Consider the following 14,839-nt stretch of genomic DNA (forward strand, 5'->3'; position numbering starts at 1 on the left):
CCGATGACTACCGCGACAACCACAGGCGCCCGCGACCACGCCCGGGCCCAGGCCGGCACCCTCACCGACTCGATGCCCGTCGTACCGGCATCGGCGTGGCCCACGCCGCCGCAGAATGTTGCACCTGAGCAATTGACGTGGGCTGAAACAGTTCCCGGCGGCCGCTACACCAGCAAGGTGCTGGCCCGCGGCACCCGGCTGCGTTTGCGTGATCTGGACGGCACCGCGTGCGCTCACCTGCTGCTGTGGCGGGCCGACGCACCCTGGGAGCGGCTCAACGTCGCCGACACAGTGAAAGTGCCCTGGCAGGCCTATCTTTCGGCAGACCACCCCCTGCTCAGTGACCAGGGTCGGGTGCTGGCGACCCTGGTGTCGGACACCTCGGGGCACCACGACGCCCTGTGCGGCACGACCACCCGGACCGGCAATACAGCCAAATACGGTGCGGGCGAGGTGGAGTCGTCCAGCCCTGCCGGGCGTGAACTGCTCGCCCTAGCCGCCCTCAAGAACGGCCTGACCCGTCGCGACGTGGCACCGAGCCTGTCCTTCTTCCACGGTGTGCGAGTGGACGCCGACGGCACGTTGGTGTCCACCGGATCGGCCGGCGCCGGCACCGCCGTCGAACTGGTCACCCATCTCCCGTTGATCGTGGCGATCGCCAATACCGCTCACCCACTGGATCCGGCGCCGCAGTTCACCGTCGGCCCGCTTGAGGTGCTGGCTTGGTCGGCGTCCGGTGACCTGGCCGAGATCGGCGCCACGGTCGGTGACCGCGATCCCGAATATCAACGCGCCTACCTGAATTCCGAAGACGTTTGGAGTGCCCGATGACGATCACCACCGCCAACACCCTTGTCGATGAAATCGTCGCACCGCGCGCCCCGTGGTCGAAGATCGTGTGCGCCGGGGATGTACTCACCATCGTCGACCTGTACGGCAACCAAGCCGTGGACACCCTGTTCTACGGCGCCGAGGACCACACCGTGCGCTACAGCGCTCCGGCCACGATAGCGGCACAGGGCAACATCTTCCTGACCACCGGATCGGTCCTGCGCGACAGCGACGGCGAGCCCATGTTGACCATCGTCGATGACGAGGTCGGCTATCACGACACCCTCGGCGGGGCCTGCTCGCAGGAATCGAACACCTTGCGCTACGGGCACCACACCAAACACCAGCACGCCTGCGTGGAGAACTTCATCGGCGAGGGTGCCCGGTGGGGGCTGACCAAGGCCGACATCGTCAGCAACATCAACTTCTTCATGAATGTCCCGGTGGACCCCGACGGCTCACTGGGCATCGTCGACGGCCTCTCCGCTCCGGGTAAGACCGTGTCGCTGCGCGCCGAGATCGACACCTTGGTGCTGGTGTCGAACTGCCCGCAGATCAACAACCCGTGCAACGGATTCGACCCGACGGCCGTGCGGATGATCGTGACGCGCCCGTGACCACGACGGAAGTCATCCGGCCCGGCATGGCCACCACGGTCCAGGATTGGCCGGGTCGGACCGGGTACTGGCAGATCGGGGTGCCGCCGTCGGGCCCCATGGACGATGTGTCCTTCCGGCTGGCCAATATCGCGGTGGGCAATCCGGAGGGCGCGCCCGGTCTCGAGGCCACGATGGGCGGGCCGGCGTTGCGGTTCGACACCGACACCTGGGTATGTGTCACCGGCGCACCTGCGCCGGTGACCGTCGACGGAACGCGGGTCGCGCAGTGGGTGCCCGTCCTGGTCAAGGCCGGCCAGGCCCTGGACGTGGGAATGGTCGACGGCCCGGGCCTGCGGATCTACATCGCGCTGGCGGGCGGGCTGCAGTCCGATGAATACCTGGGCAGTGCATCGACATTCACTCTCGGCCGGTTCGGCGGCCACGAGGGCCGGGCGCTGGCCGTGGGGGACAAGCTGGAAACCCTGGATGTGCCGACCGGAACACGGCGCCGCATCCTGTTCGAGGAACAGCCGGCCATCAGCAACCACTGGTACATCGCGGTGACCGTCGGCCCGCACTCCGCGCCGGAGTTCTTCACGCGCAACGACATCGACACACTGCTCAACCATGACTACGAGGTGCACTTCAACTCCGACCGCACCGGCGTCCGGTTGATCGGGCCGAAACCGGAATGGGCCCGCCCCGACGGTGGGGAAGCCGGATTGCACCCGTCGAACATCCATGACAACGCCTATTCGGTGGGATCGCTCGACTTCACCGGGGATACCCCGATCCTGCTCGGCCCGGACGGACCGAGCCTCGGCGGTTTCGTCTGCCCCGTCACCGTCACCGCTGCCGACCGCTGGAAACTGGGTCAACTCGCCCCCGGCGCCACCATCCGGTTCGTCCCGGTCCGGGCGTCCGCGGCACCCGCGCCGGCCACGGTCGGTCCTGCGCGGCGCGCCTCGATCCCCGCGGTGTTCTCCGCCGGCGGTGACGAGGACGACGGAATCATCGTCGGCACAACCTCATCCGATGGCACGACGGCAGTCACCTACCGCCGGATCGGGGACGACAACGTCCTGGTCGAGTACGGCGAGATGCGACTGGACCTGGCGCTGCGGGCCCGTGCCCACGCACTGCACCACGCGCTCGAACAACACCGGCCGGACGGACTGATCGACCTCACACCCGGGATCCGTTCGCTGCAGGTCAAGGTGGACCCGGCCCGGCTCCCGCAGGCCAAGCTGGTGCCGCTGCTCACCGAGCTCGAAGCGTCGTTGCCCGCCGCGCAGGATCTCGTGGTGCCCAGTCGCACCGTGCGGTTGCCGCTGAGCTGGGACGACCCGTCGACCCGGGAAGCGATCGAACGCTACATGCACGGCGTGCGCGCCGACGCGCCGTGGTGCCCGTGGAACATCGAGTTCATCCGCCGGATGAACGGCCTGGCCTCGGTCGACGATGTGCACCGAATCGTCTATGACGCCGAGTATCTGGTGCTCGGTCTCGGCGATGTCTACCTGGGTGCGCCGGTCGCCACCCCGCTGGATCCGCGTCACCGTCTGGTGACGACCAAGTACAACCCGGCGCGGACCTGGACCCCGGAGAACGCGGTCGGTATCGGTGGGGCATACCTGTGCATCTACGGGATGGAGGGGCCGGGCGGATACCAGTTCGTCGGCCGCACCACCCAGATCTGGAACCACCGGCACCCACTGGTGGCCCAGGGCTTCGAACCCGAACACCCCTGGCTGTTACGGTTTTTCGACCGCATCCAGTGGTATCCGGTGTCCGCCGAGGAGCTACTGGACCTGCGTGCCGACATGGCCGCCGGACGCGGCCAGGTCGAGATCACCGACGGAACGTTCTCACTGGCCGAGCATGAGCGGTTCCTGGCCGCCAATGCCGGGGACATCGCGGCGACCCGCGCGACGATGGAAGCCGCCCGGGGTGAGGAGCGCGAGCGTTGGGCGGCGGCAGGAGAATTCGCACGAAAGGAGTCTGCGTGACCCGCATTGCCGAGATCTACCGCGCCATCGCCGAGAGCGGACGCGACGAGGTGTTCATCCACCTGCGCCCGCAAGCCGAGGTGGAGTACGAACACCGCGCCGCGCTTGCCGGTGACGGCCCACTGGCCGGGTTGCTGCTCGCCGTCAAGGACAACGTCGACGTGGCCGGGATACCGACCACTGCGGCGTGCCCGGATTTCCGTTATATTCCCGATGCCGACGCACCGGCGGTGACCGCTCTCAAGGCCGCCGGTGCTGTCGTCATCGGGAAGACCAACCTCGACCAGTTCGCCACCGGATTGGTGGGGACACGCAGTCCCTATGGCGCCGTGCGGGATTCCCGCCGACCGGACTACATCTCCGGCGGGTCGAGTTCGGGGTCGGCGGTGGCCGTCGCGCTCGGCTTCGCCGACATCGCCATCGGCACCGACACGGCAGGGTCAGGTCGCGTTCCGGCCGGACTGCAGGGCATCGTCGGAATCAAAGCCACGGTCGGCCTGGTCTCCACCGAGGGTGTGGTCCCGGCTTGCGCGAGCTATGACTGTGTGACGATCTTCGCCGCTGACCTGTTTACTGCCCAGTCGGCGATGGCCGTGATGAGTGCCGGTGCGCCGCAACGGCAGTGGCCGGCCGACGTTCCTTTCGCCGCGCCGGTGATTCCCAGAATCGCGATACCGGACACGTTGGCCGGACTCGATGATGACTGGCAGGCCGCGTTCGGCGCTGCCGTACGCCAGGCGAACGACGCCGGATTCGACACGGTCCCGATCCCGATGGACGATTTCTTCGCCGCCGCCAACCTTCTTTACAGCGGCGCACTTGTCGCTGAAAGGTGGGATGCGGTAGGGGAGTTCGTCGGCGCAGCCGGTCCCGATACCGGGCTGGACCCGACGGTGTCGGCCATCGTCACCGCTGCTGGAGCGCATTCGGCGGCGGACTTGCTGCGGGACCGGCGGCGGGTCGAGGAGCTCAGAGCCAAAGCGCTGGCCCAGCTCGCTGGTTGTCATGCGCTCATGGTCCCGACGGCTCCCGAGCATCCCCGCATCGACGACGTCGCGGCCGACCCGGTCGCGGTGAACTCCCGGATGGGCCGGTACACCAACTTCTGCAACCTGTTCGACATGTGCGCCATCGCGATTCCCGCGGGGGTGGTGCCCGACGGTGCGCAGTTCGGAATCACCCTGCTGGCACCAGGATTCCACGATGGCGTCATCGCCGATCTGGCAGCTCGGTTCCTCGACGTTCCGTCGGCCGAGACCTGGCCGGAGTCGGGCGGCGCGCCGTTGACCGAACTCGCGGTGTTCGGTGCGCATCTGCGCGGGCAGCCGCTGGAACATCAGCTCACCGGGCGGGGCGCGCGCTGGGCGGGTCCGATCACCACCGCGCCGCACTACCGCCTCTATGCGCTCGACACCGTTCCACCCAAGCCGGGTCTGACCCGCGTAGACGAAGGCGGGGCACCGATCGTGGGTGAGCGGTGGCTGTTGTCCCCGGCCGCACTGGGGGAGTTCCTGGCCGAGTTACCCGCGCCGATGTTGCTCGGGAAGGTGGAACTCGATGACGGCCGCTGGATCACCGGATTCGGCTGTGACCACATCGCTCCCGCGCAAGGCCGCGACATCACCGAGTACCGGGGCTGGTTGGCCGCGATGGCGTGAGCCGGCACGAGTGGCGTGTCAGCCCCCGGGCACGATCAGCGAGACCATGGTCTCGAGCTGGCGGGCCATCTGCCGGTAACTCATCGCGCCCGATTGTGCCTGCAGCAGTGCGCCCCAGAACACTGATTCCAAGGTGGCGAGTACCTCGGGCCACGCTCCGCCGCCCAAGGCGGTCGAGATTCGGCGCGTGATCTCAACCGCGATCCGCCCACGTACATCGTCGACCATCTCGTCGTCGGTGCTCATCAGTGCCTGGGTGCAGGCGCGTGCCAAACGGGGCTCATCGGCCATCAACAGCGTGAGTGCGGTGAGCTGCTGGGTGACGCGGTCGGTGGTGCTGGTCGCGGGATCGATGTCGAGCGGCAGCTGAATCACCCGGTCGAGGTACAGCTCGGCGAACACCACCTCGATGGATGGGAAATGTGCGTAGAGCGCCGCGGGCGCCATCTTCGCGCGAGCTGCCAGCGCCGGCACCGAGACGTCGTTGTCTGCATCGAGAAGTTGCGTCGCCGCACCGAAGACACGGCGTTGCGTGCTGATGCGCTGACACTGTGCGTCGTGTAGGCGAGTGACCGTAGCCACCGCTGGCCTGGACATGTGTCCAAGATATAGATCCGCGGCACGATTGGCAATTGTTCAGTGAAATTGCTTGTATCAGCGCATTTTCGGCTGTGATTTTTGTCCAGCTCGGCCACCCCGAGCTGTAGTGGTGCCACCTGCGTCTGGCAAAATCAGACAGGTGTCCAGTATGATCTGCCCAGATCTGACAGGGGAGGTCCGATGGCTTACGTGATCACGCAGAACTGCTGCAAGGACGCCAGCTGCGTGCCGGTGTGTCCGGTGGACTGCATCCGTCCGGCCGAGAGCGGGCTGGATTCCGCGTCGGCCGAGATGCTCTACATCGATCCGGAATCGTGCATCGACTGCGGAGCGTGCTTCGAGGAGTGCCCGGTCGGCGCGATCCACTACGAAGAGGACCTGCCCGGCGAACTGAAACGGTTCAAGGACCTCAATGCCGCCTATTTCGAGCGCCATCCGCTCGAGCCGGTGACCGCACCTGCGCCGGTGTCCCGCGCGCGGGTCGAGTCGGGATCACTCCGGGTGGCCATAGTCGGGCTGACCTCGGCCTCGATCTGCGGATCGGGATCGCGCGGAGTGCGGGTGGCCAAGATCGATCCGGCGAGGATCAGCGCGAGCCCCGCCACGTTGTAGACGGTCAACGGCTCACCCAGCACGATGACCCCGGCGGCCAGCGCTACTGCGGGGTTGACGTAGGTGAACACCAGTGCCCGCGCGCCACCGACCTCGCGGATCAGCGCGAAGAACACCACGAAGGCCAGTGCCGTGCAGATCACGGCGAGTGCGGCCAGCGCGATGAGCACACGCCGCGACGGCATCTGGTCGGGCCAGGTCAGCAGCGCCGGGGTGGTGTAGATCAGCGCCGCGATCGTCAGACACGCCGCCGTCAGCGGAAGGGCGGGTACGTCGCCCAGATAGCGCGCGGCGATCAGCGGCGCGATCGCGTAACAGGCTGCCACCAGCAGCACTTCGGCGATCGGCCAGCCGTGCCCACCGGTGAGCCCCGGCCCGGCGAGCACCGCCACCCCGGCCAGGCCAATCCCAAGGCCGGTGATTCGCTTGGCGCTCAACCGTTCTCCACCGGTCAGCCGGTCGAGAACCGCGGCGATGATCGGTGCGGTGGCGATCAGCAGGCCCGTCAACGAGCTGCTCAGGTGGCGTTCGGCATCCGAGAGCAGGAACCACGCCGCGATGATCTCGAAGAACGCGAACGCCAGCACGGGCCGCCAATGCCGCAACACCGGCGCCCACGCGGCGCGAGACATCACGAGTGGCAACAACACGGCTGCGCCGACGGCCGTGCGGGCCAGGACCAGCACGGGTACCGAGACGCCGTCGACGGCGATTTTGATCAGCAGGTACGGGATGCCCCAGATGATGCTCATCGCGCCCAGCAGCAGCCAGCCCCGCACACTCACCCGATCCAGATTACGGATGCTGAGGAGCTAGCGGCCGGCCTTGTCGACCAGCCGGCGGGCCGCGTCGATCAAATTCAGCGCGTGCAGCTCGAAAAGCGCGATCAGATCCACTGAATCGCCACCGATCTCCCTGGCGATGAACAGCCCGTCGGCGCCGGCGATCGCATAGGTCGCCAGGTGGGAGACGTCGGCGTCGCTGAGTTCGGGTGTCCAGCTCCGGATCGTCTCGGACAACTGGCTCAGTGCCTGCGCGCGCGCCTGCAGGAACATTGCCCGGGCCCGGGGCTCGACGGGGCGCCGTTCCAGCGCGAGCATCAGACCCAGCCGGATGAAGTCGGGTGAGTCCACCAGCGCTTTGGCTACGTGTGCGCCGAGGCCTACGGCGCGATCTTCGGTGCTGCCGTCGTCAGGCACCTGCCAGGCCGCCAGCCAGGTTCCGAAACTGCGCTCGATCACTGCCGCGATCAGATCGTCCTTGTCCTTGAAATGCCAGTAGATCGAGCTGGCCGGCAAGCCGCACTTCTTGCTCACCAGCGCGATGCTGGTGCCTTCATATCCGCGCTCGGCGGCGATTTCAGTGGCGGCGTCGAGGATCCGTTCCCGCGACTGCTCGCCATCGAGGCGGCGACGGCGTGGCTTGGGCTGCTCGCCAGCGGGCATGTGGACTCCCGTCATTTCCTTCTTGACGCTGTAGTGATCGCTACATTACCGTAGCGATCACTACGGAAACAAGTTCTCGACGATGAGAGATGCCACTGTGACTGCAGACCTCTATGACGTAGCGGTGATCGGCTATGGGCCCACCGGGGCTACTGCGGCGAACCTGCTGGGTGCGCAAGGGTTGAAAGTGCTTGTCGTAGAGCGTGATCCAGATGTGTACGGCAGGGCCCGGGCGATCAGTACCGACGAAGAGGTGCTGCGCATCTGGCAGTCGGTCGGACTCGCGGATAGGTTGCAGCAGGACATGCTGCCCGACCGGCCCGCGGCATTCGTCGACGCCGAGGGCGTGCCCTTCATCGAGACGACGATCGTCGCGCGAGGATCAGGCCACCCGCCGCAGCAGTTCATCTACCAGCCCGCGGTCGACCATGTCCTGCGCGAAGGCGTGGAGCGCTTCGACACCGTCGCGGTGCTGCTCGAACACGAATGTCTGCGGGTGCTGGCCAAATCGGATCACGTCGAGCTGATGCTGGCCGACCTTCGCACCGACACGTTCAAGCGAGTGCGGGCTTCCTATGTCATCGCCGCCGACGGCGGATCCTCCCCGACGCGTGGGCAACTGGGCATCGGGTATTCGGGTAACACTTACGCCGAGCGATGGGTTGTCATCGACACCAAGGTGCTCACCGAATGGGATGCCCACGACCGGCTCCGATTCCACTGCAATCCGGACCGTCCCACCGTCGATTGCCCGACACCGCTGGGGCACCACCGCTGGGAGTACCCGGCCCGGGCCGGTGAGGACGAGCAGAAACTGGTCAGCGAGCCCGAGATCTGGAAGGTGCTGGAGGATCAGGGCATCACTCGCGAAAATGTCGAGATACTTCGGGCCGTGGTCTACAGCCATCATGTCCGGGTTGCCGACCGCTGGCGGGTGGGGCGCATCTTCCTGGCCGGCGACGCTGCGCACGCCATGCCGCCATGGATCGGCCAGGGTATGTCGGCCGGTGTGCGCGATGCGGCCAACCTGTGCTGGAAGCTCGCCGCGGTGCTGGTCGGCCAGGCCCCGGATGCGCTCCTGGATTCCTATGAGGCAGAACGCAAACCGCACGTCGTCGAAGTCACCCGCCGCGCCTGTCTGGTCGGCCGCGTGATCACCGAGCGCAACCGGGTTCTCGCCGCCGTCCGCAACCACACCCTGCGGGCACTGACCAGGCTTCCCGGGGTGCTGGGCGGCGGCCAGAAGCTCTATTGGATCCCGGATGCGCGATACGACGAGGGCCTCTTCGTCCGGACCGGCAATCGGGCAGTGGGTTGGCAGCTCCCGCAGCCGTGGGTCATCGACGACACCGGCGTGACGCGTCGCCTCGATGACGTCGTGGCTGGGCGATGGGCGGTGCTTCACACCGGCGTGGCCCCGGCCGGCGCGCAGGCGTGGACCGACATGGGCGTGCCTGCGATCGCGTTGGCCGGTCCTCGGAGCGGCACCAGACCCGGTGCGGTCCGCGACATCGACGGCAACCTCGTCGCCTGGCTGCGACGGAAGAAGGCCGCCGCCGTGGTGCTACGGCCTGACGGATTCGTCTATACCGCAGCCGAACCCGGGCAGCGGCTACCCGCACCACCAACCGGCTACAAGCCGGCTACCCCGATCAGAACTGGAGTCCGCGCATGACCACGACCGAACTTGCCGAACACACCGTGACGGTCGCAGGCCGATCCATCTTCTATGCCGAGGCCGGCGCCGGTCCTGCCGTGGTGATGTTGCATGGTGGCGGTCCCGGGGCCGCCGGGCTGTCCAACTACGGCCGCAACATCGACGCTCTCGCAGCACATTTCCGGGTCATCGTGCCGGATATGCCCGGCTATGGGCGCTCGGCCAAGGGAATCGACAAGGCCGATCCATTCGGGTTCCTCGCCGACGTGATCCGCGGCCTGCTCGACGAACTGGGCATCGAGACAGCGCATCTCATCGGCAACTCATACGGCGGCGCGGCAGCATTGCGGTTGGCGCTGGACACCCCACACCGGGTGGAAAAGCTGGTTCTGATGGGCCCCGGCGGGATCGGGACGACCAGAGGCTTGCCGACCGCGGGCCTCAACAGCCTGCTGGCCTATTACACCGGCGACGGTCCGAGCCGCGAGAAGCTGGCTACCTTTATCCGCAATTACCTGGTCTACGACGGAAGTTCGGTGCCCGATGATCTGATCGACCTGCGGTACCGGGCATCCATCGATCCCGGGGTGGTCGCCGATCCGCCGTTGACCCGGCCGTCGGGACCGAAGGCCTTGCGCACGCTGTGGCGCATGGATCTCACCCGTGACAGCCGGCTGCAGAACCTGCAGACGCCCACCCTGATCCTGTGGGGTCGCGACGACAAGGTGAACCGGCCGGCCGGCGGCCCGATGCTGCTCAACGCCATGCCGAACGCTGAACTCGTGATGACCTCGCACACCGGCCACTGGATGCAGTGGGAACGCTCCGCGTTGTTCAATCAACTTGTTACCGAGTTCCTCCGACAGAACTCGAATCTCGCTCATGCCTAGCGTATTTGGCAATGTGCACCTCGGCTACGTCGTCATCGAGACCGAGAAGTTCGGCGATTGGCGGCGTTTCGGCCGCGACGGGGTCGGCATGCACGTCGACGACGCGGTGTCGGATGTCCTTCGCTTCCGACTCGACGACCACGAATGTCGCTTCCTGCTGCGGCGTGGACCGGCCGAGGACGTCACGGCGCTCGGATGGCAGCTCGACGACCATGCCACGTTCGACGACATCGTCGGACGCATCGTGGGTCACGGTGTGCCGATCACCGAAGGCAGCTTAGAAGAAGCCGCCCTGCGCGGGGTGGAGCGGCTCGTGCGGTTCCCAGGCCCCAACGGGTTGACGCAGGAGATCTTCACCCGCGCCCATTCCGCCGCCGTACCACTGCAGATGGCCGTGCGCGGTGGGTTCGTGACCGGTGACTGCGGCATCGGGCATGTCGCGATCGCCACGAAGAAGCCGCACCAGATGCGGGGCTACTACAACACTGTGTTCGACGCCCGGCTGTCCGATTTCATCGACGAGACGATCGGCGGCGTCAAGATCAAGATCCGGTTCCTGCGGGTCAATCAGCGCCACCACTCGGTGGCCATCGCCTCAGTGCACCGCCTGCCCGTCAACCCGATCCGTACCCGTGTCCAGCACCTCAACATCCAGGTCGCCGACCTCGACGATATGACCACGTCCTACCAGCGGATCAAGGAACTCGGCTTCGATATGGCATTGGGAGTCGGGCAGCACACCAACGACCGGCAACTGTCCTATTACGCGATGACGCCGTCGGGGTTTGAATGGGAGGTGGGGTGGAACCCGCTGGTCGTCGACGAGATGACCTGGGAGCCCACCACCCACCAGGGCATCAGCATCTGGGGCCACACCCCGGAAGGACAGACGGTCATCGACAAGCTCGCCCAGTTCAAGGCCGGCGCCCGCTCGCTGCTGCGGGCCGAGGACAGCGTCGCGGCGCTGGCCGGTGCCGGCATCGCCGACAGCTAGGGAAGGACGATCATGAACCGAATCGATACCCATCACCACATGATTCCGCCCGCCTACGGAAAGGCGTTGCAGAAAGCGGGGATCGACGAAGCCGGTGGACGGGCAATGCCGGACTGGAGCCCGGAGGGCTCATTGCAGACCATGGCAGAACTCGATATCGCCACCGCGATTCTGTCGGTGTCGACGCCGGGAACCACCTTTCTGCCGAATGCGTCCGACGCTACGGCTCTGGCCATCGATGTCAACGATTACGGAGCCGAGGTGTTCGCCTCGCAGTCGGATCGGTTCGGTTTCTTCGCCACGCTTCCGATGCCGCACGTCGAAGCCGCGACAACAGAGGCCATCCGCGCGCTCGACACCCTCGGTGCCGACGGAGTCGTCCTGCTGGCCAACAACGGTGGGACATATCTCGGGCAAGGGGGACAGGACGAGTTGTGGGCTGCGCTCGACGCCCGGTCCGCGGTGGTGTTCATCCACCCGGCCGAGTTACCCGGGCCGACGGTGCCCGGCGTGGTTCCGTTCGCCGCAGACTTTCTGCTCGACACCACTCGTGCGGCTTACCTGTTGGTGCGTAACGGGATACGGCGCAAGTACCCGAACATCAAATTCATCCTCAGCCACGCCGGCGGGTTCGTCCCGTACGCCTCGCACCGCATGGCGGTGGCCATCATGGCGGATACCGGCCGCAGTCCAGCCGACACCCTCGACGACTTCGCGAGTTTCTACTTCGACACCGCGCTGTCGTCGAGCGCCGCCGCGCTACCCACCCTGCTCGCGTTCGCCAAACCCGGCCACATCACCTTCGGTTCCGATTGGCCGTTCGCCACACTGCCCGCGAGTCAACTGTTCGCCGCGGGCCTGCACACCTACGACGGACTGGATGCCGCTGCCCGTCAGGGGATCAACCGCGATAACGCGCTGGCGCTGTTCCCACGGCTCGGCACCGCCCCGGCGGCCCCGGCGCCGTCACCGCTGGATCAGGTGCGGCACCAGGCCACCCGGGTGGTGATGCGCGGAGTCGCCCGCCTCATCAACACCAGATGAACCCGTCTGGAATACCGAAACTGAAGCCAGGGACAAAATCGGCGCTGATTCTGTCCCTGGCTTCAGTTTCGGTTCGGGCGGGTCCCTTGGTGCAGTCCCTCAGGCCCGCGTCAGCTCCGCGTAGCGGGTGACGTGGTAATCGGTTGAGCCGAACTCGTACTGCACTGCGGTGAGCCGTTTGAAGTAGTGACCGATCGCCAGTTCCTCGGTCATGCCCATGCCGCCGTGTAACTGCACGGAGTTCTGCCCGACGAAGCGAGCCGCCCGTCCGATGGTGGCCTTGGCCGCCGATACCGCCTTGGCCCGTTGCGCGGGAGCGGCGTCGAGGTTCAGTACGGCGAGATAGACCGCAGCCGAAGCCTGTTCGACTTCCATGTGCATATCCACCATCCGGTGCTGCAGCGCCTGGAAGCTACCGATGGGCAGGCCGAACTGCTGGCGTTGTTTGCAGTACTCGACCGTATCGGCCAGTACCTTGCGCATTCCGCCCACCGCCTCGGCGCACACCGCCGCCGCTCCCTCGTCCCGGGCCAGGTTCAGCGACGGCCAGGCCTGACCCTCGGTCCCCAACAACGCCCCGGCAGGCAACCGCACATCGGAGAACGTCAGGTCCGACGCCCTGCGGTCGTCCACCGTGCGATACGGGTGCGCGGTGAATCCCGATGTCAACGAGGCGATGTCGACTAGGAACAGGGAGATCCCGTCGGTATCGGCGCGTTCCCCCGAGGTACGCGCGGTCACCAGCAGATGGGTGGCCAGCGGTGCGTCGACGACCATCACCTTGGCGCCGTCGAGCACCCACTCGTCGCCATCACGGCGCGCGCTGGTGGACACGTCGCGCCAGTTGTCCCCGGAGGTCGGCTCGGTGGCCGCAAGTGCGACGATCGCCGAACCCGCCACGATGTTCTCCAGCAGGGCTGCGGCGGCCGCGTCACCGGACCGGTGCAGCAGGCCACCGGCAACCACCACGGTGTCCACGAACGGCTCGATCACCAGGGCGCGGCCCAAAGCCTCAGCGATGACCATGGTTTCGACCGGGCCACCACCGATGCCACCGGCCTCCTCGGGCAGGGTGGCGCCCAGGATTCCCAGTTCGTCGGCGAAGCCGCGCCAGATCTCGGGCTGCCAGCCGGGACCGGTCTTGGCCGCGGCACGGCTCGACGCCAGGTCGTAGCGACTGGCCAGGAACTTGGTCAGCCCGTCGCGCAGCAGTTCCTGTTCGTTGGTCAGGTTGAAGTCCATCTAGAGCCCCAGTTCTGCCTTGGCGAGGATGTTTCGCTGAATTTCGTTGCTACCGGCGTAGATCGAACCGGCCCGGTCGTTGAAGTAGCGCAGCGGGGCGACCGCCTGCCAGGGCGCTCCGCTGTGATAGCCGTCGGCGGGCGGTTCGTATTCGGCCACCGGGCCGCCCGGGAACGTGGCGTGCGGTTGGTAGGCGCGGGCGAGCGGACCCGCGGCCTCCATGGACAGTTCGGTCAGGGTCTGGCTGAGTTCGGTGCTCAGGATCTTCAGCATCGACGACGCCGTGCCCGGATGGCCGCCCTCGGCAACCGCGGCCAGTACCTGGTACTCCAGGATTTCCAGCACATCGGTGCGGATCCGGGCGTCGGCGAGCCTGCGGCTGAAGGCCGGGTCATCGATCAGCCGGCCGCCGGCCGGTCCGGGCTGTTCGGTTGCCGCCGTGGCAATCTCTTCGCCGAGTACCTGCAGGGCCGGCGCGTTGGCGCCGCCGCCGCGCTCGAATTCCAGCAGATATTTGGCCACCGTCCAGCCGTCGTCGATCGTGCCGATCACGTTGGACTTCGGTACCCGGACTTCGTCGAAGAAGACCTGATTCTGAACCTCTTCGCCGGAAGTCATGACCAGCGGGCGGATTTCGATGCCGGGGGAGGTCATGTCGATCAGCACGAACGTGATGCCCTGCTGCTTCTTGGGCCCACGCGTGGTCCGCACCAGCGCGAACATCCAGTTGGCTTCCTGGGCGTGGGTGGTCCAGATCTTGCTGCCGGTGCACACCAGGTCGTCCCCATCGGACACCGCTGCCATCGACAGCGCGGCCAGGTCCGAGCCGGCCTCGGGTTCGGAGTAGCCCTGGCAGAAGAACACCTCGCCGGTGAGGATGCCGGGAAGGAAGTAGTCCTTCTGCGCCTGTGTGCCGAATCTGATGATGGCGTGGGCCACCATGCGGATGCCCATGGGTGATAGCGACGGGGCGCCGGCCAGCGTCGATTCGCGGCTGAAGATGTAGTGCTGGGTGAGGCTCCAGTCGCAGCCGCCGCGTTCCACCGGCCAGGCCGGGGCCGCCCAGCCACGCTCGTGGAGGACCTTCTGCCAGGCCATGCTGGCGTCGTGATCGGCATACACGCTGGTCATCAGCTGACCGGCCTGCCGGAGTTCGGGAGTCAGATTCTCGGCGAGAAAGTCGCGAACCTCGTCGCGGAATTCCTGGTCGCTCGTCGACCACTTCAGGTCCATGCCTGCCCCTGTCTGCTGGTGTCGC

The 14,839-nt window shown here is 66.7% G+C and carries 13 protein-coding genes and 1 pseudogene; 9 read left to right on the plus strand and 5 right to left on the minus strand.

The features are described 5' to 3' along the window. Positions 1–3 precede the first annotated feature (3 nt). Genes EYZ64_RS10815 through atzF form a run of 4 tightly spaced genes read left to right on the plus strand, consistent with a single transcriptional unit; the run spans position 4 to position 5,097 of the window. Positions 4–831 (plus strand): urea amidolyase associated protein UAAP1, encoded by an 828-nt coding sequence (locus tag EYZ64_RS10815; RefSeq protein WP_135453439.1) that lies wholly within the window; start codon positions 4–6, stop codon positions 829–831. Further along, positions 828–1,448 (plus strand): urea amidolyase associated protein UAAP2, encoded by a 621-nt coding sequence (locus tag EYZ64_RS10820; protein WP_135453440.1) that lies wholly within the window; start codon positions 828–830, stop codon positions 1,446–1,448. The genes EYZ64_RS10815 and EYZ64_RS10820 overlap by 4 nt, the downstream gene beginning before the upstream one ends. Further along, positions 1,445–3,439, plus strand: a complete 1,995-nt coding sequence (locus tag EYZ64_RS10825; protein ID WP_135453441.1) for a 5-oxoprolinase/urea amidolyase family protein — start codon at positions 1,445–1,447, stop codon at positions 3,437–3,439. Before EYZ64_RS10820 ends, EYZ64_RS10825 begins: the two co-directional genes overlap by 4 nt. After that, positions 3,436–5,097, plus strand: coding sequence for an allophanate hydrolase (gene atzF, locus EYZ64_RS10830; protein WP_135453442.1), 1,662 nt, complete (start codon positions 3,436–3,438; stop codon positions 5,095–5,097). The genes EYZ64_RS10825 and atzF overlap by 4 nt, the downstream gene beginning before the upstream one ends. Before the next feature lie 18 nt (positions 5,098–5,115). Here atzF and EYZ64_RS10835 read toward each other — a convergent pair whose 3' ends face one another. Further along, the gene (locus tag EYZ64_RS10835; protein WP_286174754.1) at positions 5,116–5,694 is read right to left on the minus strand and encodes a TetR family transcriptional regulator; all 579 of its coding nucleotides are present in this window, start codon (positions 5,692–5,694) and stop codon (positions 5,116–5,118) included. Between the two features lie 183 nt (positions 5,695–5,877). Here EYZ64_RS10835 and EYZ64_RS32755 point away from each other — a divergent pair. Then, positions 5,878–6,054, plus strand: a pseudogene (locus tag EYZ64_RS32755) (4Fe-4S dicluster domain-containing protein); the annotation flags it as partial. A gap of 62 nt (positions 6,055–6,116) precedes the next feature. On the opposite strand, the gene EYZ64_RS10845 reads toward EYZ64_RS32755, so the two are convergent. Further along, positions 6,117–7,094 carry a DMT family transporter gene (locus EYZ64_RS10845; RefSeq protein WP_167857780.1) on the minus strand — a complete coding sequence of 326 codons (978 nt, stop codon included), beginning with the start codon at positions 7,092–7,094 and terminating at the stop codon, positions 6,117–6,119. 27 nt (positions 7,095–7,121) lie between these two features. Next, positions 7,122–7,754: a TetR/AcrR family transcriptional regulator gene (locus EYZ64_RS10850; protein ID WP_135453443.1), complete on the minus strand. Its 633-nt coding sequence runs from the start codon at positions 7,752–7,754 to the stop codon at positions 7,122–7,124. Between the two features lie 82 nt (positions 7,755–7,836). Between EYZ64_RS10850 and EYZ64_RS10860 the strand changes: the two genes are divergently transcribed. The 4 genes from EYZ64_RS10860 to EYZ64_RS10875 are packed head-to-tail and all read left to right on the plus strand — an operon-like array spanning position 7,837 to position 12,339. Then, entirely contained in the window at positions 7,837–9,429 is a 1,593-nt protein-coding gene (locus tag EYZ64_RS10860) for a bifunctional 3-(3-hydroxy-phenyl)propionate/3-hydroxycinnamic acid hydroxylase (protein WP_135453444.1), read from the plus strand. Beyond that, complete coding sequence (locus EYZ64_RS10865) at positions 9,426–10,301, plus strand: alpha/beta fold hydrolase (RefSeq protein ID WP_135453445.1); 876 nt, start codon at positions 9,426–9,428, stop codon at positions 10,299–10,301. Before EYZ64_RS10860 ends, EYZ64_RS10865 begins: the two co-directional genes overlap by 4 nt. Then, on the plus strand, positions 10,294–11,295 hold the full coding sequence (locus EYZ64_RS10870; RefSeq protein WP_135453446.1) for a VOC family protein: 1,002 nt from the start codon (positions 10,294–10,296) through the stop codon (positions 11,293–11,295). Before EYZ64_RS10865 ends, EYZ64_RS10870 begins: the two co-directional genes overlap by 8 nt. 12 nt (positions 11,296–11,307) lie before the next feature. Continuing rightward, positions 11,308–12,339 (plus strand): amidohydrolase family protein, encoded by a 1,032-nt coding sequence (locus EYZ64_RS10875; protein ID WP_135453447.1) that lies wholly within the window; start codon positions 11,308–11,310, stop codon positions 12,337–12,339. A 99-nt stretch (positions 12,340–12,438) separates the two neighbouring features. Here the strand turns inward: EYZ64_RS10875 and EYZ64_RS10880 are convergent, their stop codons facing one another. Both EYZ64_RS10880 and EYZ64_RS10885 read right to left on the minus strand, forming a co-directional pair. Continuing rightward, positions 12,439–13,581: an acyl-CoA dehydrogenase family protein gene (locus EYZ64_RS10880; RefSeq protein WP_135453448.1), complete on the minus strand. Its 1,143-nt coding sequence runs from the start codon at positions 13,579–13,581 to the stop codon at positions 12,439–12,441. Beyond that, entirely contained in the window at positions 13,582–14,814 is a 1,233-nt protein-coding gene (locus tag EYZ64_RS10885) for an acyl-CoA dehydrogenase family protein (RefSeq protein ID WP_135453449.1), read from the minus strand. Positions 14,815–14,839 lie beyond the last annotated feature (25 nt).

Source organism: Mycobacterium sp. DL99, from assembly GCF_004762045.1.
Lineage (GTDB): Bacteria > Actinomycetota > Actinomycetes > Mycobacteriales > Mycobacteriaceae > Mycobacterium.

Bases quoted from the DNA above. Each gene is read 5' to 3' on its own strand.
- EYZ64_RS10815 (WP_135453439.1), top strand. From the start codon at position 4: ATGACTACCGCGACAACCACAGGCGCCCGCGACCACGCCCGGGCCCAG.
- EYZ64_RS10820 (WP_135453440.1), top strand. From the start codon at position 828: ATGACGATCACCACCGCCAACACCCTTGTCGATGAAATCGTCGCACCG.
- EYZ64_RS10835 (WP_286174754.1), bottom strand. From the start codon at position 5,694: ATGTCCAGGCCAGCGGTGGCTACGGTCACTCGCCTACACGACGCACAG.
- EYZ64_RS10850 (WP_135453443.1), bottom strand. From the start codon at position 7,754: ATGCCCGCTGGCGAGCAGCCCAAGCCACGCCGTCGCCGCCTCGATGGC.
- EYZ64_RS10860 (WP_135453444.1), top strand. From the start codon at position 7,837: ATGAGAGATGCCACTGTGACTGCAGACCTCTATGACGTAGCGGTGATC.
- EYZ64_RS10865 (WP_135453445.1), top strand. From the start codon at position 9,426: ATGACCACGACCGAACTTGCCGAACACACCGTGACGGTCGCAGGCCGA.
- EYZ64_RS10870 (WP_135453446.1), top strand. From the start codon at position 10,294: ATGCCTAGCGTATTTGGCAATGTGCACCTCGGCTACGTCGTCATCGAG.
- EYZ64_RS10875 (WP_135453447.1), top strand. From the start codon at position 11,308: ATGAACCGAATCGATACCCATCACCACATGATTCCGCCCGCCTACGGA.
- EYZ64_RS10880 (WP_135453448.1), bottom strand. From the start codon at position 13,581: ATGGACTTCAACCTGACCAACGAACAGGAACTGCTGCGCGACGGGCTG.
- EYZ64_RS10885 (WP_135453449.1), bottom strand. From the start codon at position 14,814: ATGGACCTGAAGTGGTCGACGAGCGACCAGGAATTCCGCGACGAGGTT.